The following is an 18425-nucleotide window of genomic DNA, read 5'->3' as shown; positions in this document are numbered from 1 at the left end:
CCTTAACTATCACATTATCTTTATATTAAGCTAATGCATTAGATTTTAAAGAGAGGTTTCGGAGTGAAAATCGCACAGATTTGCCCTAGATATTCCCCAGACATTGGAGGAGTTGAAACCGATGTCAAAGAAATCAGCGAAAGACTGGTTTCAGAAGGACATGATGTAGAAGTAATAACTACAGACCCTATCGGTAAACTGAAAAAAGAGGACATAATAAATGGGGTGAGGGTTACAAGATTCAAATCGTTTGCCCCTGGAAGTGCGTATTACTTTGCTCCACAAATATACATCTATCTGAAGAATCATAACTATGATGTAATTCATGCGCATAGCTATCATGCGCTTCCGGCTCTTTTTGCAGCTCTAAGCGAACGCAAAAAAAAGTTTGTTTTCTCTCCGTATTACCATCGTGGGGGACATACTCCATTCAGAAATCTGCTCCATAAGCCCTATAAATTCTTTGGAAAAATGATATTTTCTCGTGCAGATACCGTTATATGTATATCCGAATACGAAAAAAGGCTGGTGGAGTCTGATTTTAATGTTGAGGAAAAAACTATAAAAATTCCGAATGGGCTTAATCTCTCAGAATTTAAAAATCTGAAACATCACAAAAATGAAAGCAAAGAAAAGATGCTTCTCTATGTAGGGCGTTTGGAAGAATATAAGGGAGTACAGTATATAATTCAGAGCTTACCCGGACTCCAAGATTTTAGATTAAAAATTGTAGGGAGAGGACCTTACGAAAAGGAACTTCACAATATGGCAGAAAAACTTGGAGTGAAGGAAAGAATAGAATGGCTAAAAAATCTCTCAAGAAAAGAGCTTCTTGAATGTTATGCAGATGCGGACATATTTTTGATGCTTTCGTCTCATGAATCATATGGGATTACGGTCGCAGAAGCACTGGCTTCCGGGACGCCATGCGTGGTAGTATTGGGCAGCGCGCTGGATGAATTTGTGGATGGAACTCGATGCTTCGGGATAGATAAGCCGATCAGAAAAGAAAGGATAATTAAGTTAATAAATCAGCTAAAAGATGTAAAATCAAATAACGAATTTATTACAGAGAATCTTACAGTTTTCGATTGGAATTACGTAACAGAAGAAATAAAAAAGATATATAATGCATAAGTAAACTGATTTATTTAATTGGGGGCTCGATTAAAATCTTGGAATATATCAATAGTTATGACAATTAACACAACCATATTCTATACTTATCGTAAAAATCGATTTTTAGGTTTGTACATTAACCCGTCAATCATTGCAAACCAATAACCTTTAGCAGAGTCAAAATTCCCTTTTGCGATTGAGTCTATGATCCTAAAACAAATTCCAGAAAGGATAACAAATATAAGATATATATATTCAAAACCTTTAGTGTTTTTATTTACAATAAATAATTTATTTCGATATCCATAGTAGATTTGGAAGGATTTTTTAAAACTCTCGTTTGCTGTTTTAGAACCAATATGCCAGATTTCAGCATAAGGAGTATAAACCAGGTTCAACCCGGCTCTTCTGGCTCTTATACACCAATCAATGTCTTCATTATACATAAAAAAATCTTTGTCCAGAAGACCTATTTTTTCGAATGCCTTTTTATTAATCATTAGAGCGCAACCAGTTATCCACTCAACTTGTTTATAATCTTCGTTATCAACCGACTGATCGTCTACAAAGTTATAATATTTTGTGATTTTTCCACCATTATACCAAATTTTAGAAGGAGAGTCATAATAATAAATCTTCGGCCCTATTGCTGCAGCGTCAGGATTATCTATTGCAGCTTTAGCCATCTTTGAGATAAATTCTTCTTTAAACACAGTATCATTATTCAGTAATAATACCCATTCTCCCCGAGCTTCTCGGATTCCTACATTATTTCCCTCCGCGAACCCGAGGTTTTCCTTATTGTCTATAAAAAGGAGATTGTGTTTGCTTGAAATCTCTGCGAGTTTTACAACAGAGTTATCTTTGGAACCATTATCAATAACAATTATCTCAAAATCTTTGCAGTAATTTTTGTTTTTAAGGAGGTATTCTATGCAATCAATCGTCATATCCGGTTGATTATAATTTAAAAGGATAACGGATAACATAATTACCTACTACGCTTCAGGCTTTTTTTCCACTTTTCATAAGTTTAATCTTCAAAAAGGATCTGGCTACAATAACAAGTTTTGCAGAACATACTACAGGGTGCCAGAGCCATGCAAGATCTCTATCTTTTATGATACCGTAGAGAGCTAATACAGTCGGATATATAAGCATATTTGACATAAAAAACGGAATTGCACCACTACTCCCTCCACTATTGCCGCTATTTTCTCCACCACTATCTCTTTTCTCTTTGAGACCTGCTTTTATATCCCTCTCATATTTTTTCACAAAACCACGAAAAGTAGTTGCATGCAGATGATACACTTCACAGTTTTTAACATAAACAAATGTATATCCAGCTTTTGCAATCCTGCAGGTTAAGTCAACATCCTCTTTAGACTTAAAATCAGGAAAACCTCCAACCTCCAGTATCGCACTTCGTTTCAGAAGTGTATGTCCTGTGCCAATTTCAACGTAGTTATTAGCATCAACAAGTTCAGGAATTCCATTTCGGCGATAAGGATGCTGCAGTATTGAATAACGAGCTATACTTGGATATTCCTTCTTATAGGCACCAAGCGCCCAGGTTCCACCCACTCTGGTAGATTTGAGGAAAGGTTCGACCATCTTTAAAGTCCATGAACAATCCGGAAGTTCACAATCGGAATCTACAAATGCACATATTTCCCCGGTCGAGATGTCGACCCCGATTTGTCTTGACTTTCCAATGCCACACCCTGCAAATTCATGTAGATGCACATTTAAATTTTTATACTCATTAACAATTTCTTGTGTTCCGTCATTTGACCCGCCATCAATAACAAGAACCTCAAAAGAAGAGTACTTTTGTGAAATAATTGATTCAATGCAACTCCGTATAGTTTTATGATTATTTAAAGTTAAAACAATAAAAGAAACTTGGGGAAAATTGATCATCAGAATCCATCCATGGCTTTTTCTATAGTTTCCAGATATTCTTCGGACACTTTTGAGACATCATATTTTTTAATTATTTGATTTACCTTTATACTTATATTGTCAAGGACTGCCTGATCTTTTAAACTCCCCAATTTAGACAAGAAATCTTCCATGGATCCATCATAAATCAGCCCACCATCCGCAACTACCTCTGGCATTGAAGCCCTATTAGGGACAACGGCTAGTTTACCACTCGCAAAAGACTCTATAATTGGTACACAAAAACCTTCATGTAAACTTGCTGTAACAAATGCATTTGAAGAAGCGTAATATTTCGGCAAGTCATCATCTGAGACTCTTCCGGCAAAAATGACCCGATCCTTGACATTTAAAGAAGCTGCTAGATTTTCCAAGTTTTCTTTTTCGATCCCGCTCCCCACAATAACCAATAAAAAATCTTCGCTAAGATTGGGTATAGCTTTAATCAGGAAATCAACCTGTTTTGACGGCACCAGGCGGCCCACGTACAATAAAACAAAACGGCCGTACAGATTATGTTTTCTTCTAATTTCCTCAGCATCTATATAATTAAAACGATCAAGATGTATTCCCAATGGTGTTACCAATATCTTTCGGTTTTTCCTTGCGTTAACATATGGCTCGATTTCCTTTTTTACAGATTCACTTCGGACTAAAATCAGATTGCTTGATTTCATTGATCTGAGGCTTACAAAACGTCTTACAGAGGTCAACAACTTATCTTTAAAGTACATATAACGTATCGGAGTTATACCCTGAAAATCCCATATTAATTTCAAATTCGGATTAAAGGATTTAGCAAGATGAGCACTTAATAAAGCAGGTATGTCTGGACTATATAAAATTAATAAATTATATTTTTTCAACTTTTGAGCCAGCGGATATATTTTTGTCACAGCAAAAAGGACAGATTTAATGTTGTGGTCTTTTATGCTAGTATAATTGTATTGACTGACTTTAGCGGGTATTTCGGTCTGAGTTACAAAAGTATAAAGATCAACATGATGGCTATCTGAAAGCTTTTTTAGCATATCCACACTATAATTACTTATAGCGTCGTATTTTGTTAACCTGGTAGTAAGGAAAGCAATGTTCATTATTCTGTCCCCGAATAACTGCAATAAAATTTAATGGAATATAAAAGTTAGTCTTAGAGATAGTTGCTAAAAACATATGTCTCAAAACCCTTCTATTTATTCCCTAAAATGTCGAATATACTCATCTTTTCATATTTGATCAACGACCTACTTTCATGACCCAGTTTATTTAGAGCAATAAATAAAATGCATCTAGAACTACCTAATATTATTTAATAACCTAAATAATCTAAATTATTCAATTTATTATTTTTAGAGTCGAGGAATATATCTGGGTTAAAACCCATATATCCATTAGCCTTTCATTTATATCTCAACACTTTATGTAGGTATGTAAGCGTTTTTGTCAAAAAGCTGCATCTTTGAAGAGTTACCGGATATAAAGTGTTCCACTCTCCACATGTAGTATAAATTATTTTATAAGTATCAGCGTGTTTTTTAATTACTTTCTCAAGGATCTCATAGTAATCGTCGGGGAGCGGACCGTTTATTAACTTAAACTTTTTTTTATTGACTGCTCCTTTGGATAAATGGTAAATCTCCATTGGGAGCACATAAACTCCAAATCCTCTTTCTTTAGCACTGAGACAATAGTCTACTGCATACAAGTGCCATCCATCACAGGTCTTTTCGTCAAATTGGAGAACATCAAAAGTAGATCTTGGTACTATTACCAGACACTCGTCAAGTGTTTGTACAGGCTCTGGCTTTTGTATTCTGTTTCCCCATGACCATGCTTCTGGAGGTTCTCCGTGTTTTATAATATTTCGTCCTCGTTTCTGATTAGAACTCCCGATTTCACTCATGCCAACTATCCCGGCAATCCCAAAACTACCAGTGGAATCAAGAAATTTCTCTGTATCTTCAAGCCAGGAATTTGGAAGAAAACTCACATCTTGATGGGCAAACATTACGTATTTATTCCTGGCCTTATTTCCACCAAAGTTAAGAGCTGCAGCTGCGGATTTGAATTCATTTGAAGTATTATCGATCCCGATAAGCTCAAATTCTGCAGTTTGATTCTTCAGACTTTTGAGCAGAAAATCGTTAAATATTTTTTCATCGTTATAAACACAAACAACCGAGATCATTATTTCAACCACATTTTAAAATCTTCTTCTGAAATTGATCTTTTAGCTTGAATTTCTGCCCTTTTAGAGATTACGATAGGAAAATTTCTCAGAGCATCCAGATTCCCTTTAATCAGGGATTTAATTAAACTGAATTTTTTATTTCTGGTTAAACTTATTAATGAGAAAAAGGTGGAACGAACTTTTGAAATAAAAAATAGCATAATGGTTTTCATAGGTAAATTCTTAATAACATAATAGTAGGAGTTTCGTTCAAGAAGATACCTCTTAAAGGGAGAGTCATTTCCAAGGGTTGCGGAATGTATGTGATATATCACAGCTTGAGGGATACAGGCACTTTTCCATCCGAATAATCTTGCACGTATAGCAAGGTCAACATCTTCATAATAAGCAAAAAAATCTTCATCAAAGAGACCTATCTGACCTAGCATTTTTGCCCTATACAGAGCGGCACCTGCACACACCCCAAATACTTCTGTAATCTGATCATACTGACCGAGATCTTTTTCGTTATGACCTTCCTGTGCTGCTCCTCCGTACCTGTCAATAGAAATCCCGACTGCATCAATCATATCGGGATTGATTAACGACAATATCTTTGGCTGGCAAGAGCCTATTTTTTCATCGGACTCTAAAGCCTCTACGAGTTTTTCCAGCCAATCGGGTTTTACTATTGTATCGTTATTCAGCAAAGAAATGTACTTACTTTTCTCTTTTTTTAAAACTTCTCTTATAGCTACATTATTTCCTTCAGCGAATCCTAAATTTGTCCTATTTTCAATAAGTTTGATCTCGGGATAATTATCTTTGAAATATTTTGTAGACCCATCTGTAGATCCATTGTCAACTACTATAGTTTCATAGTTAGAGTAAGTTGTTAGCTTAAGTGCTTCAAGGCAATTTACGGTATTTTCCTTGCCATTCCAGTTAAGGATGATAATGCTAACTCTAGGGTAGTTCATATTTACCTTCCCAATGCTTGATTAAATAAATTAATATCCTCTTTTTCAAAACCATTTATAATGTACAGGACAATGAAGTATAGAATTGCTGCAGACAAAATTAACAGTATAAATGAATAATCCCGGAAAAATAGTATAAATATGCCCATGAAAATCCCTGCAATTAACGACTTAAAAATAACATCCGAGAATAAAAAAGATAAATCCTGTACCCTGTGTATCCTGTTTATCATTAGTAATCCTACAACAAGCTCTGTGCAAACAGTCGCAATGGCAGCTCCATTATAGCTAAGCAATGGAATTAAAATGAAATTTAAAACGATATTCAAAATTGCTCCCATGAAGGTAAGAATCATAAGCATCCTTTGTTTGTTTGTGGAAGTTAAGTAGGTTGCAGGAGTATAATTAATAAAGCTCAATACACTCGCCCATATTAGAATCTGCAAAGCAATAACCGAAGGTGTATACTCTGAGCCATATATAGATAAAATAATATTTTCTGCCAGAAGAGTAGTTCCTATACCAATGGGAATCGCAAGTATCGTTAAAAATTTAAATGATTTTTTGAAAGCAAATTCAAGGGATTCTTTTGAGCTAATATGAAATTTAGAGAATACAGGATACATGGTACTCATAAGGACTGCAGGAATGAAGCCAAGAGAATCTATTAACCTGTAAGATGCTGCGTACCACCCAACTACAGTATCTCCGTCCATTGTCGAAAGCATTACCATATCTACTTTAAAATAAATTACAACAAAAACACTATTTAACCAGAAAGGTATTGATTCTAAGATTGTCTGCTTCCAGAAGATCCAATCAATCTTTAAACTTGGAATTGTAAATTTCCAGAGACAAAAAATGAAGCTGTATACAAGGATAATCACGTTTACAATAAGATAAATGAATGCAAAATAAATTAAATCAAAATTATGTTTTACTGCAAAAAAAATCCCTATCAACATTAGTGTACTATTTAGAATCATACCAATGGATTGGTACTCAAATCTTTCAAATGCTTGAAAAATAGAATTAAACGTTTGAGTGAAGCTTGTCGCAATATTAGATAGTGTAATTAAATAAATTACCTTTATTGTCTGTTCTGAATAACCAAGAATATTTGTTACAGTTGCAACAACTCCAAAAGTAACTATTGCTAATATGACTTTTATGAAAAAAATATTTCCAAGATACTTAGGAGCCAGGGATTGATTACGTGAGACTTCTCTTGCCATTAATGAACTTAATCCAATATCTCCTAAAAGCCCGATAATTATGCTCAGAGACAGCGCGAGACTTAATACTCCTAAATCTTCAGCCCCAAGATATCGGGCCATATAAACAAAATAAAAGAAGCCAAAAACTAGATTTACTATTTGGCCGGAAAGTAAGAATAAACTGTTCCTGGCTATCTTTTTAACTGTAGTCAATGAGTTTTACTCCAGATTTTTGTTTTTATTATATTTCTGGATCAATACCCCTGCTCGCAATAAACTTTCAAAAGTTCCGGCATCGCTCCAGAAGCCTTCCAGAATACGGTACTCCATAGTTCCATTGTTAACAAAATAATTATTCACATCAGTAATCTCAAGTTCTCCTCGTGCAGAAGGCTTTAAGGCTTTAACCACTTTGAACACATTATTGCTATAGATATAAAGGCCTGTAACTGCAAAACTGCTTTTAGGCTCCCGAGGTTTCTCCTGGATTCCTGCTACTTTATCGCCTTTCAGCTCCGCAACTCCAAACCTGTGGGCGTCCGGGACTTCCTTCAGGAAGATCTTGGCACCGCCTGTAAAGTTTGAGACATCAATTTTAATGTTATCCTGGAAAATATTATCTCCAAGAATTACAGCCACATCCTCTTCATCGGCAAAACTCTCAGCAAGACCTAAAGCCTGTGCGATCCCTCCGGCTTCCTCCTGAATTTCATATGTGAACTTAACCCCAAGATCTGCTCCCGAACCCAGAAGCTCAAGAAAGTGCCCTGCATGGCCCCTACCAGATACGATCATTATCTCCTTGATCCCTGCGTTAATAAGGGTCTGGATGGGATAAAATATCATTGGCTTATCATAGACTGGCAAAAGATGTTTATTTGTAACCTTAGTAAGGGGATAGAGCCTGCTGCCCGTACCGCCTGCAAGTATCACGCCTTTCATGTATTTTTCTCCTTCATATAAGCTTTGAGTGCTGCTTTCCAGTGCCTCATGGGTTCGGTTTTAGTGTTTGTAAGAACAGAATACTTTGGACGTTTTGCTTTTCTTGGAAACTCTTCACTTGTGCACGGAACAACGTTATCTATAATTGCAGATGCAAACTCATACCAGGAACATACACCTTCGTTCGTTAAATGGTATATCCCTGCCTCAAGTTCAAGAATATCCATGATTTTATTTGCAAGGTCTAGTGTATAGGTGGGTTTTCCGAACTGGTCATTTACTACCTTAACTTTATCCATCTGAGGAGACAGTTTCAGCATTGTCTCTACGAAATTTTTTCCGTGAGTGCCAAAAAGCCAGGAAATCCTGATAATCCTGTAGTCACCTGCGTTTTCGGTAATTTCCTGTTCCCCAAGAAGTTTTGATTGACCATATACGTTGATGGGATTTGGAGTGTCAGATTCTATGTACTCATGTCTGGACCCGTCAAATACATAATCAGTACTGAAATGTACAAGTGTCGCCCCTATACTACTGCAAGCTTCGGCAATATGCCCGGGCCCATATCCGTTGACCTGAAATGCCAGTTCCTGATTATCCTCACAGCCGTCAACATCAGTATAAGCAGCAGCATTTATAACAAGGTCCGGTTTTATTCTTTGAATAGACTCTAAAACCTGTTCTTTGTTTGTTATATCAAGCTCCCTGTGAGTCAGTTTGACAGCATCAGGAAACACTTTGCAAAGATCGAAGCCGAGCATCCCGCTTGAGCCAATGATCAGTGTCTTAATGGCTCCCACCACCATCGATTTTCAATATACCATTGGACTGTTTGCTCAAGAGCAGTATCAAAGTCGTATTTCGGTTTCCAACCCATCTTCTCAAGTTTGCTGCCATCAAGGGAATACCGGAAGTCGTGTCCTTTTCGATCCTCCACATATTCAATTGAAGATTCATCTTTGCCAAGTATTTTTAGAAGGCGATGAGTTATTTCGAGATTAGTTAGTTCGTTTCCGCCATCGATGTTATAGATTTCTCCATTACTTCCATTGTGAAGGACAAAATCTATTGCAGAACAGTGATCTTCAACATATATCCAGTCCCGGATATTCAGACCTGTACCGTACACTGGAACTTTTTTCCCTTCCATTAATCTGCTGATGAAAAAAGGAATCAACTTTTCAGGATACTGATAAGGCCCGAAATTGTTTGTACATCTGGTAATGCATATTGGCAGCCCGTAAGTTGTGTAGTAGGACATTGCAAGAAGATCTGAGCCGGCTTTGCTTGAAGAATAAGGGCTTGAAGGGTTCAGGTTGTCTGTTTCGGTAAAAGAACCTTCCATGGTGCTTCCGTAAACCTCATCCGTTGAAACATGGATAAATTTTCTGACGTCGTTTGCAAGTGCACTCTGGAGAAGAGTGTTTGTACCGAGCACATTTGTCCTGACGAAAACCGAGCCATCTTCAATTGAACGGTCAACGTGGCTTTCGGCTGCGAAATGAACTGCACGATCTACGTTTTTCATTACCTCATTCACAATTACAGAGTCGCAGATATCTCCTTTGACAAAAGAATAATTAGGATTATTCTCAATATCTCTAAGATTAGCTGGATTCCCGGCATATGTTAGTTTGTCAAGATTTATAATCCGATAATTAGGATACTTTTTCAGCATATAACGGATGAAATTGCTGCCTATAAATCCGCAGCCTCCTGTTACCAGCAGTTTCGTTCAGGTCACCTCTGCAAATCATAAATAACAATATTATACAAACTGTTTTAAAAGATAAAATTTGTGTGTTAAAAATTCATCCTGGCTTTTTCAAATTTGGAAAGTAGTCCGTCTTTAGAAGAAACTTTTAGATCCTCATCCTTTACTTTCCAATTAATATTCAACGAAGAATCATTGAAAACGATTCCTGCCTCAGCTTCTGGATGGTAGTATTCATCACACTTGTATGCAAAGACTGCGGTTTCACTCAGTACGGAAAATCCATGGGCAAAACCCTTTGGAATAAGAAATTGCCTCTTGTTTTCATCTGAAAGTTCAACTCCAACCCAGTTCCCGAAGGATGGGGAGTTTTTCCTTAGGTCTACGGCAACATCGTATACCTTCCCCTGCAAGACCCTTACGAGTTTCGCCTGACTGAAAGGAGCCAGTTGATAGTGCAGCCCGCGAATCACCCCGTAAGAGGACTTTGACTCATTGTCCTGAACAAAGGTGTATACACTTCCAATAAGAGAATCAAGTTTCATTTTATTGTAACTCTCAAAAAAGTAGCCCCTATCATCCCCAAAAACTTCAGGTTCGAGTATGAAGAGGTCATTTATTTCAGTACTTATTATCTTCATACCTTTTCCTCAGCTTCTCCCATATACATCATCAAACCTGACAATATCTCCTTCATCCACAAGCTCTCCTAATTGCACCTCAATAATCTCAAGAGGGACTTTTCCGGGATTCGACAGCCTGTGCTTTTGTCCGGCTCTGATATATGTGCTTTCCCCGGGTCTCAGGAAAAATTGTTCCCCATCCACCTGCACGCATGCCATACCTTTTACGACCACCCAGTGTTCACTCCTGTGGTAGTGCAGTTGCAGGCTTAACTTGTGATCCGAGAGTACAGTTATATTCTTTATCTTATGACCGGGAGAGGCATCAAGTAGTGTATATGAGCCCCAGGGCCGATAGACTGTTTGCCCTACAAATGCCCTTTCATCTTTCCTGACCTTCAGCTCGGAGACTATTTCCTTTACTTTCTGGCTGCTGGACTTGGGACATATTAACAGGGCATCACTCGTATCAACAACAACCATATCTTTAACATCGATCAGGGAAACAATTTTACCGCATTTAGAATATACCAGATTTCCATCAGAGTTAAGAAGCACCGGGTCACATTCATGGATCACATTTCCTACTGAATCCTTTTCCAGCTCATCATAAATTGCCGCAAAGTTTCCAAGATCACTCCACTTCTGGTCCAGCTTTACAACAGCGACCCTATCGGATTTTTCCATTATGCCATAGTCAATGGAAACCTTATCGACACATGTATAGATCTCATTAATATTGTCCCCTTTCTCAAAACAGGCAAAAACCGTAGGCGCATGTTTTTTGACTTCTTCAAAGAAGAGCCGCGTCTCAAAGAGAAACATTCCGCTATTCCAGAGACAGCCCTCTTCAATGTATATTTGCGCGGTTTCAAAATCAGGTTTTTCTCTGAATTCCGAAACCCTGTAACCAGGCTCGCAGGACTCTGAGGATTTAATGTATCCGTATCCCGTATGAGGAAATGTGGGAACAACCCCGAAAGTCACCAGATAATCCGAAGCCAGTTTTTCAGCTGAAGAGATCGTTGCCATTGCAGTTCTGTCAAGCACATGGTCTGAGGAGAATACCCCTACAATTGAATCCCCGAATTTTTTTTCAATCTCTTTCATTCCAAAGAAAATTGCAGGAAGCGTGTTCTTGCCTTCAGGCTCGATCAGAACATTCTCAAGAGGAATTGGATATCCTATCTCTTTGATCTGCCCAATTACGAAAAATTTCTGAGCTTCATTCGTTACAACAAAAATCTCAGAAATATCTGAAACCTCAAGACATCGAAGCACAGTCTCTTGAAAAAGTGATGTGTCCCCGAATTTTAAAAATTGTTTGGGATACATTTCCCGGCTGAGAGGCCAGAGTCTCGTCCCTGAGCCACCTGCAAGAATTATCGACTTAATTCTGTCATCTCCTTTAGGTGTTTGATAAAATATATCTAATCTAGTATAACCCACTCTATATTAATACATAGATTGTTTTGAAGTAACGAAATTTTTGAAGTAATTTATTGAAACAAATATACTAACTAAATACACTTTAAACCAGATACACATATCTGAAAATATAATTTTTCAAGCAATATATAAAGAAGCCTTTAAATAAGCTTTTCCAGAGAAGTTTATTAAATAAAAAGTGAATTTAAAATTTTCCGGGTTTGCTAAGTATATTTGATGCCTGTTTAAAAGTGCCATATTTTGTTTGCTTTCAGTTTTTGATCGTCTACGGTCAAGTAGTTGATATTTTGACACTATATTTTATCCTGTGCAGTTGAAGATTGATCCTTAATTTGATCAAAGCCGATAGTCCATGCTGCGCACGACGTCTATAAAGAAAGGTTAAAAGATACCATTAAGGTTGCACTGTAGTAATATCAACCGACTAGCCATGGATCACCAAATTTAGTTTTACTTTGCTTTATTCGTTCCACTTTATTACTCTATATCTGTTTATTTTACTTTTCGTTTTTTCCATAATCATTTCCTCCCCAACCCATTACCCTCTTTACGATAAACGCTGTAAGGCCAAATACTAATAAAGCAAACCCAAAAAGGGTAACCGTAATTGGACGCTCTCTATTCTGAAAAGCTTGAGGACGCCGGATAAGAGGCATGTAGTCAATATTACCCTCTCCCAGATCGTAGGACGAATCACAGAAACCGTTATCGTCCAGGTCTTCGATAACACACAGGGCAGTACTTTCAGGGCCGGTCCAGTAATTTCCACCGAGATATGAGCCTCCTACAATATTGATTCCTCTCTTCATACTCATATTCCAGGCATTTTCCAGGTTGGTTCCTTTATAGCCAACATTTTCAGAGTTCTGAAAATAGTTATCGTAAATGAGGTTTTTACTGCTATTTGAGAGCATAAGGCCGTATTCTGTGTTGAAATGCAAAAGATTTCCTTTTAATTGATTTCCATCAGAAGCTTCAAGGAAAATTCCATTCAAACTGTTCATTTTTACTTTATTATTTATAATCCAGTTGTCCTCTGAGGTATTGAGGAAGATCCCCACCTCATTTTCGGAGACATCATTTAGATTCAACATATTAGTAGTAGAAGAGTAGAGATAAATTCCCAGGCGATTACTGGAAAGATTATTGTTGCTTACCATAATTCCCTGTGCATTTTCCAGATAAATGCCAGCTTTCTGAGCATCGTTAGCGCCATTTATGGAAAAGCCGCTTATAGTTACGTTATTTGCAGTTACATGAAATACATGATCACCGGGGTCTTTTGCCGTAACAATATTTTTTTCAGGTATTCCGGAGATAGAGCGAACTGAGATTTCTTTATCAAGATATATATTCTCCATATAAAGCCCGTTATACACATAAACCGTATCTCCAGCCTTTGCTGCGTTCACAGCCTCCTGAATAGAAGAAAAATCCTTATTTTCATCACTCCCCACAGTAATCCTTCTGGCAGCTGCAGAGCCTGAGCTGAGCAACAGAAGTATAAAACCTATTGTAAAACAGATTTTTACGGCTCTTATAGTTTTCAGCAATATCACCTCAAAGAGACCGACTCCTGCTACCCTGTACCCATCTTCAGGAGGGTCCCTGAATTCGGAAGATCAAACCCGAAATATTCAGACCATTAAAAATAATAATTGAATAGTAATATAAATAGATTGATGGATATAGTTATTGAAGCAGAGTTTCTGAGGAATCTTGCTGACAAAACTCTTTTCATCAAATCTGCTTTATTAAAAGAAATAAGTGACTGCAGTTTGAAAAGGAAGCAAGAAGTTGAAAAATCTCACTTTAACATATTCTTCCTATACTTTCACTCATACTTTCTTCCTATACGTTCACTCATACCTTCTCCCCATATGTCATTCGTATCTTCTTTTTATACCCAGGCTTTTAATTTCAGGCTTTCGACTGGCAGACCTCCGTATTGCCTTTTACTTATATCCGCATCTTCAGCCAGGATTTCAACCGAAAATCCTGCCTTTTTTAAAAGCCTTAGATACTCCTCTTTTAACACAGCACCAGCGACACAGCCTGCAAGCAGACCAGTATCGTTTTTAAGGTCTTCGGGTAAATCAGCCAGAAGGACCATATCCGAAACATACATCCTGCCTTCGGGCTTCAGAACTCGAAATGCTTCCCTGAAAACTTTTTCTTTATCCGGCGCCAGGTTAATCACGCAGTTGCTAATAATAACATCCACAGAACTGTCATCAACAGGAAGATCTTCAATATCCCCATGGCGGAACTCAACATTAGAATAGCCATACTCTCGGGCGTTAGCCTGTGCTTTTTCAATCATTTCAGGAGTCATATCAACTCCGATGACTTTGCCTGAGCTTCCGACCTTCTGTGCAGCAAGAAAACAATCAAACCCCGCACCTGAACCCAGATCCAGGACAATGTCTCCAGGTCTCAGTTCCGCAAAAGCAGTAGGGTTGCCACAGCCAAGGCCAAGGTTTGCATCCGGGACAGCCTGAACATCAGCTTCCGAATAGCCAAGAGACCTGGAAAGGTCTACTGGACCCGAATCACCGCAGCACCCGCCGCCAGAACAGCAGGAGCCCCCTAAAGTTGCAATTTCCTGATACTTCTTTTTGATAATTTCTTTTTTCTCAGTGTCATCCATTCTTTTATCCCATTCCTTATTGTTCGTATCTTCCTTTTTTACCTTAAATTTATTTTCTGTTATCCTTAGCTAGCTTTATCCTCAGCTTGATCGTTAGTTCCTTCGTTAGGATGTTGTTAATTCAGATTTAGGTCTTATCTGTAGAACACACTCTGGAAAAATGTTGCTTATCACAACAGGGTTTTATATCCCGGATTCCAAGAGATAAAAGCAAGCAATTGGTCTCCTCGTTTTTGATGCTGTAGACGATGTTTCTTCCCTGTTTTTCGTACTTTAAAATTCCAGCTTCAACAAGAACCTTCAAGTGCTTTGAAACTGTAGTCTGGTCCTTTTTTGTGAGGGAAGAAAAGTCACAGGCGCAATAACTGTGTTCCAGCAGGTAAGAAAGGATAGTAAGCCGTGTCTCATCTCCGAGAGCTTTAAAGAACTTTACTTTACTATCAATCATAAATATATGAATATATGCGCATATATCCATATATATTTAATGGAAAGCTGTCGGAAGGGATTTGGGCAGACATAAAAACATGCACTTAACGGGATTATCGGGATAAATCGATAAAGAAGGATATATTAAATCAACTAGAAGTAAAGAGCTAAAAAACAGAATGAAATGAGATCATAGGTAACATCAAAGGATAAAAGAGAAATTAAAGAATAAAGAATAAAGGATAAAAAATTAAAAAAATCAAATTACGTGCGGCCACCCCACCCTAAACGATGGAGCATGCTCCGGACTGTGCTTCGGGCTGCCCGCTCGGTTTCAAGGGAATAGTTAAGCATCCCTTAAACAAGGTTTCCTTAAAATAAATGATTGAAACTCTGCTTTCGGTTTCCTATCCGACTCCCTGTCATTTTGCAAAGAAAAGATGATTTAATGTTTAAACCGAAACTAAAAAGAGGCGGGGTTCACTTCATCCCCGATATGAAAAACGAGGTATTCGTGACTCCCCACGCTCTCGTAGCAATAAGGTAAGAATAAAGGCCTGTTTACTTGCACGTGTCAAGAAGGCCTTTCTTTTTACCCCCTCTCTGTTCAGAGGGATGTATAGGCTCAACTTTAGCTTCTTCGTCATCTCCCCGTTCTTCCTTAAGAAGTATTTTTTTCTCTTCTTCATCGTATTTTTCACAACTTACCAGAGGCTTTTTCTTGCCTCCGTGCTCTTTCTCCACCGGATTTACAGGCTCAACACCAATTTCCTCGGTCATAGAATAAACCCCTATATATTCTATTACTTATTTCAGCACAAAAAAATAGAAAGGAATTAAGTTATTTACAGGTGTCAAGAAGTGATCTTTTCTTGCCACCCCTTGCTTCGGACGGGTGGATAGGGTCAACGTCTGCGACCTCTTCTCCTTCTTTCTTTTCCAGCTTTTCTCCCTGTTCCCCTTCTCTTCGTTCTTCCGGCATAATCCAACTCCTTTTATAGTTTGTATATTATGAACAGATTCGTTTCAGAAGTTTCATTTCGTAAATCCATATTGTCTTTGTATTTTGCCCTCAAAAAGGAAATTAACCTATTCTGCCAGTAAATCATCAGAATGAATTTTTCCTTTCTTCAGGATTTTAAGACCTGTAGCTTCAGCTATAGCTATCGTTTGAAGTACCTTTGTTTCACCCCTCCTTTACACCAATCCAACCCACGGATCAGCCGAGTTTGGGAATTTACCCTTAAATTTATTACACCCTCTAGATTTATTAAATTTTTGTAGATAGGTTAAAAGGATCTGAAGAAGTTTCGTTCCTATTCAATAAATTTGTCAAAAAAACAGGCATTTATGATTAAACTAAAAAGGTAATGAAGACCAGGTAGAATAACTAAAATTATTTGGGAGAATATATATCCCATTAATCAGTATAAGGGGAACGTCCATGCGAAAACGCAGAAGGACAGGAACCCGCATAAAGCTAAGTTACATTTAAATTTACCCTATCATTTGTTCAGAAGATATGCTTTTACTCAGGAAAATGTGATCTCATGGCATATAGAATACTGGAAAAGGAAGAAATTGCTCCATCGGTACACAGAAGAGTCTTTTTAATTTTTTATGGTTCTTCTCCAATTTTAAAAAAACAATTGAATTTCACCCAAATCCCTTAACATTTTTCCTCATTTTGGAAAAGTCGCTCCACTAATATCTAGATTTTGTACATCAATTTCTTATTTTTGCCATAATTATTCGATAGCTACCGCTGTAAAGCTGCAGATTAAAACTGAAAGTTTCCATTTACTCTTTACTTTTATCCATACTGGAATCTTGCCCTCATTAAGGGTGAGAATCCTTTCCATTTACCAGTACTGAAACACCGTTTGTTGAAATAAGTAAATAAATTGTAACAAAAATTAGTTAGGCCACTATCGGTTTTAAATGATCTTGCTTTGTCTACGATATCACCTATCAAAGAAAATATCTGTTCCATTGTATTATCTGTCTCAGGTGTAAACCCTTTTTTCAAGAAGCTTACATTTTTCTTGAAAATCTCTTCTGCATAAGAAATCGCTTTCTGAGACGCTTTTGAAAGTTCCAGATTAGAGTAGAATTCTCGTATCTTTTGAATACATACAACAGCACTGATGACCGTATCAGAACGTATCAACTGATATATTTCATTGGACACAACCTTATCATTATCTGGAATATCTTCAACAGAGTTGAATTCTTCATAGTATCTCTTGCTAACGTTTTTTAATTGATGAAACACACAAAAGGAGTGAGCTACTTCAGGGAAGACACTCTTTACAGCTCCAATGATTGCTTTATCTTCATCAGAAACAATTTTTTGTATTTTGCCTTCAGGAAATCGGTTTTTTATTCGTCTGAAAAGAGGAATCAGAGCTTCAATCGTTGGTAATCTGTCAGTTACCTCAAAATCCAAAACTACCTTTTCTTTAGTAGCAATAACGTAAACAGATTGATATCGCATTTTTTTCCATTCTTTTTCTGTAAGCTTTCTTCCAATCAACTCTTCAAGTCTCTTTTTCCAGCCTTTTTTGATCCAATCCCCATCAACATACAATGTTTCATCAAAGCCAATCTCTTGATCTAAAAGTTCTTGCTTTGAAAGTTCTGCATGTTTCTGTTCATATAACCATAATGAAGTTGCACAAGGAGCTCTACCACAGAAGGCTGTCAAGCCTTCTGTATATGTTTCTCCAATTTGCCGAGAATTGTGTAGACTGCATCGTCCATCATATCTAACATTCATTTGTTTATCATAATATTCAGAACTGTAATTTGCAGAACCAGGAACACCAATAATCTGATCATGAAAAGGTTTCTTACAAACAGGACAAAACCAGTATGTAACATTGAGAGCTATAGTGCCGTGACTTGATAAAATAAAACGAGTGTAGTGAGAGTTCACATGTAACTTATTGCCACAATCAGCACAATGAGTAGGAGATAATACGGAAAACATAGGATAGTATCGATTTCCAACCAAAACTTTTGGCAAAGGAATCATTATTTTACCGTCAACTACCGTTTTTATCATTGACTTATCTATTGCGACATTTCCTTTTCCCATAAATAGAAAATTTATCTCAATATAATTAAAATTTTATTGTTTTGCATGATTTATGGAGAAAATATGAAGACCAGAAAATAATAAA

At 37.2% G+C, this 18425-nt stretch carries 18 protein-coding genes; 1 reads left to right on the top strand and 17 read right to left on the bottom strand.

Annotated elements, in window-relative coordinates:
• Nucleotides 1–63 precede the first annotated feature (63 nt).
• Nucleotides 64–1137 carry a glycosyltransferase family 4 protein gene (locus ACZ5A8_RS04035; RefSeq protein ID WP_464532353.1) on the top strand — a complete coding sequence of 358 codons (1074 nt, stop codon included), beginning with the start codon at nucleotides 64–66 and terminating at the stop codon, nucleotides 1135–1137.
• Nucleotides 1138–1223: 86 nt separating this feature from the next.
• Here ACZ5A8_RS04035 and ACZ5A8_RS04030 read toward each other — a convergent pair whose 3' ends face one another.
• From ACZ5A8_RS04030 to ACZ5A8_RS03950, 17 genes are all read right to left on the bottom strand, one after another.
• Entirely contained in the window at nucleotides 1224–2108 is an 885-nt protein-coding gene (locus tag ACZ5A8_RS04030; RefSeq protein ID WP_464532352.1) for a glycosyltransferase family 2 protein, read from the bottom strand.
• 16 nt (nucleotides 2109–2124) lie between these two features.
• Nucleotides 2125–3045: a glycosyltransferase family 2 protein gene (locus tag ACZ5A8_RS04025; RefSeq protein ID WP_464532350.1), complete on the bottom strand. Its 921-nt coding sequence runs from the start codon at nucleotides 3043–3045 to the stop codon at nucleotides 2125–2127.
• Nucleotides 3045–4163 (bottom strand): glycosyltransferase family 4 protein, encoded by a 1119-nt coding sequence (locus ACZ5A8_RS04020; RefSeq protein ID WP_464532348.1) that lies wholly within the window; start codon nucleotides 4161–4163, stop codon nucleotides 3045–3047. Before ACZ5A8_RS04020 ends, ACZ5A8_RS04025 begins: the two co-directional genes overlap by 1 nt.
• A 302-nt stretch (nucleotides 4164–4465) precedes the next feature.
• Nucleotides 4466–5266, bottom strand: coding sequence for a glycosyltransferase (locus ACZ5A8_RS04015; RefSeq protein ID WP_464532346.1), 801 nt, complete (start codon nucleotides 5264–5266; stop codon nucleotides 4466–4468).
• Entirely contained in the window at nucleotides 5254–6216 is a 963-nt protein-coding gene (locus ACZ5A8_RS04010) for a glycosyltransferase family 2 protein (protein ID WP_464532345.1), read from the bottom strand. The genes ACZ5A8_RS04015 and ACZ5A8_RS04010 overlap by 13 nt, the downstream gene beginning before the upstream one ends.
• Nucleotides 6217–6218: 2 nt before the next feature.
• The gene (locus tag ACZ5A8_RS04005; RefSeq protein ID WP_464532343.1) at nucleotides 6219–7646 is read right to left on the bottom strand and encodes a flippase; all 1428 of its coding nucleotides are present in this window, start codon (nucleotides 7644–7646) and stop codon (nucleotides 6219–6221) included.
• Nucleotides 7647–7652: 6 nt separating this feature from the next.
• A complete protein-coding gene (locus ACZ5A8_RS04000) occupies nucleotides 7653–8375 on the bottom strand; it encodes a sugar phosphate nucleotidyltransferase (RefSeq protein ID WP_464532341.1) in 723 nt (240 codons plus the stop codon).
• Nucleotides 8372–9181, bottom strand: coding sequence for a dTDP-4-dehydrorhamnose reductase (rfbD, locus tag ACZ5A8_RS03995; protein ID WP_464532339.1), 810 nt, complete (start codon nucleotides 9179–9181; stop codon nucleotides 8372–8374). The genes ACZ5A8_RS04000 and rfbD overlap by 4 nt, the downstream gene beginning before the upstream one ends.
• A complete protein-coding gene (gene rfbB, locus ACZ5A8_RS03990) occupies nucleotides 9154–10053 on the bottom strand; it encodes a dTDP-glucose 4,6-dehydratase (protein WP_464532337.1) in 900 nt (299 codons plus the stop codon). Before rfbB ends, rfbD begins: the two co-directional genes overlap by 28 nt.
• A gap of 125 nt (nucleotides 10054–10178) precedes the next feature.
• Entirely contained in the window at nucleotides 10179–10730 is a 552-nt protein-coding gene (rfbC, locus tag ACZ5A8_RS03985; protein ID WP_464532335.1) for a dTDP-4-dehydrorhamnose 3,5-epimerase, read from the bottom strand.
• Nucleotides 10731–10739: 9 nt separating this feature from the next.
• A complete protein-coding gene (locus ACZ5A8_RS03980) occupies nucleotides 10740–12107 on the bottom strand; it encodes a mannose-1-phosphate guanylyltransferase/mannose-6-phosphate isomerase (RefSeq protein WP_464534004.1) in 1368 nt (455 codons plus the stop codon).
• A 551-nt stretch (nucleotides 12108–12658) separates the two neighbouring features.
• The gene (locus tag ACZ5A8_RS03975) at nucleotides 12659–13714 is read right to left on the bottom strand and encodes a NosD domain-containing protein (RefSeq protein WP_464532333.1); all 1056 of its coding nucleotides are present in this window, start codon (nucleotides 13712–13714) and stop codon (nucleotides 12659–12661) included.
• Between the two features lie 347 nt (nucleotides 13715–14061).
• Nucleotides 14062–14811 carry an arsenite methyltransferase gene (locus tag ACZ5A8_RS03970; RefSeq protein WP_464532331.1) on the bottom strand — a complete coding sequence of 250 codons (750 nt, stop codon included), beginning with the start codon at nucleotides 14809–14811 and terminating at the stop codon, nucleotides 14062–14064.
• Nucleotides 14812–14938: 127 nt separating this feature from the next.
• Nucleotides 14939–15259, bottom strand: a complete 321-nt coding sequence (locus ACZ5A8_RS03965; protein WP_464532329.1) for an ArsR/SmtB family transcription factor — start codon at nucleotides 15257–15259, stop codon at nucleotides 14939–14941.
• A gap of 542 nt (nucleotides 15260–15801) precedes the next feature.
• A complete protein-coding gene (locus ACZ5A8_RS03960) occupies nucleotides 15802–16020 on the bottom strand; it encodes a hypothetical protein (RefSeq protein ID WP_464532328.1) in 219 nt (72 codons plus the stop codon).
• Nucleotides 16021–16081: 61 nt separating this feature from the next.
• Entirely contained in the window at nucleotides 16082–16222 is a 141-nt protein-coding gene (locus tag ACZ5A8_RS03955) for a hypothetical protein (protein ID WP_229390978.1), read from the bottom strand.
• Nucleotides 16223–17053: 831 nt separating this feature from the next.
• On the bottom strand, nucleotides 17054–18340 hold the full coding sequence (locus tag ACZ5A8_RS03950) for a transposase (RefSeq protein WP_464529292.1): 1287 nt from the start codon (nucleotides 18338–18340) through the stop codon (nucleotides 17054–17056).
• Nucleotides 18341–18425 lie beyond the last annotated feature (85 nt).

It is taken from the genome of Methanosarcina subterranea, assembly GCF_055385895.1.
Note: the sequence above shows the minus strand (reverse complement) of the source record. Positions and strands in the feature narration are given on the sequence as shown.

Coding starts and splice junctions, on each gene's coding strand:
- ACZ5A8_RS04030 (WP_464532352.1), bottom strand. CDS start 2,108: ATGTTATCCGTTATCCTTTTAAATTATAATCAACCGGATATGACGATT.
- ACZ5A8_RS04025 (WP_464532350.1), bottom strand. CDS start 3,045: ATGATCAATTTTCCCCAAGTTTCTTTTATTGTTTTAACTTTAAATAAT.
- ACZ5A8_RS04020 (WP_464532348.1), bottom strand. CDS start 4,163: ATGAACATTGCTTTCCTTACTACCAGGTTAACAAAATACGACGCTATA.
- ACZ5A8_RS04010 (WP_464532345.1), bottom strand. CDS start 6,216: ATGAACTACCCTAGAGTTAGCATTATCATCCTTAACTGGAATGGCAAG.
- ACZ5A8_RS04000 (WP_464532341.1), bottom strand. CDS start 8,375: ATGAAAGGCGTGATACTTGCAGGCGGTACGGGCAGCAGGCTCTATCCC.
- rfbD (WP_464532339.1), bottom strand. CDS start 9,181: ATGGTGGTGGGAGCCATTAAGACACTGATCATTGGCTCAAGCGGGATG.
- rfbB (WP_464532337.1), bottom strand. CDS start 10,053: ATGCTGAAAAAGTATCCTAATTATCGGATTATAAATCTTGACAAACTA.
- rfbC (WP_464532335.1), bottom strand. CDS start 10,730: ATGAAGATAATAAGTACTGAAATAAATGACCTCTTCATACTCGAACCT.
- ACZ5A8_RS03970 (WP_464532331.1), bottom strand. CDS start 14,811: ATGGATGACACTGAGAAAAAAGAAATTATCAAAAAGAAGTATCAGGAA.
- ACZ5A8_RS03965 (WP_464532329.1), bottom strand. CDS start 15,259: ATGATTGATAGTAAAGTAAAGTTCTTTAAAGCTCTCGGAGATGAGACA.
- ACZ5A8_RS03960 (WP_464532328.1), bottom strand. CDS start 16,020: ATGACCGAGGAAATTGGTGTTGAGCCTGTAAATCCGGTGGAGAAAGAG.
- ACZ5A8_RS03955 (WP_229390978.1), bottom strand. CDS start 16,222: ATGCCGGAAGAACGAAGAGAAGGGGAACAGGGAGAAAAGCTGGAAAAG.
- ACZ5A8_RS03950 (WP_464529292.1), bottom strand. CDS start 18,340: ATGGGAAAAGGAAATGTCGCAATAGATAAGTCAATGATAAAAACGGTA.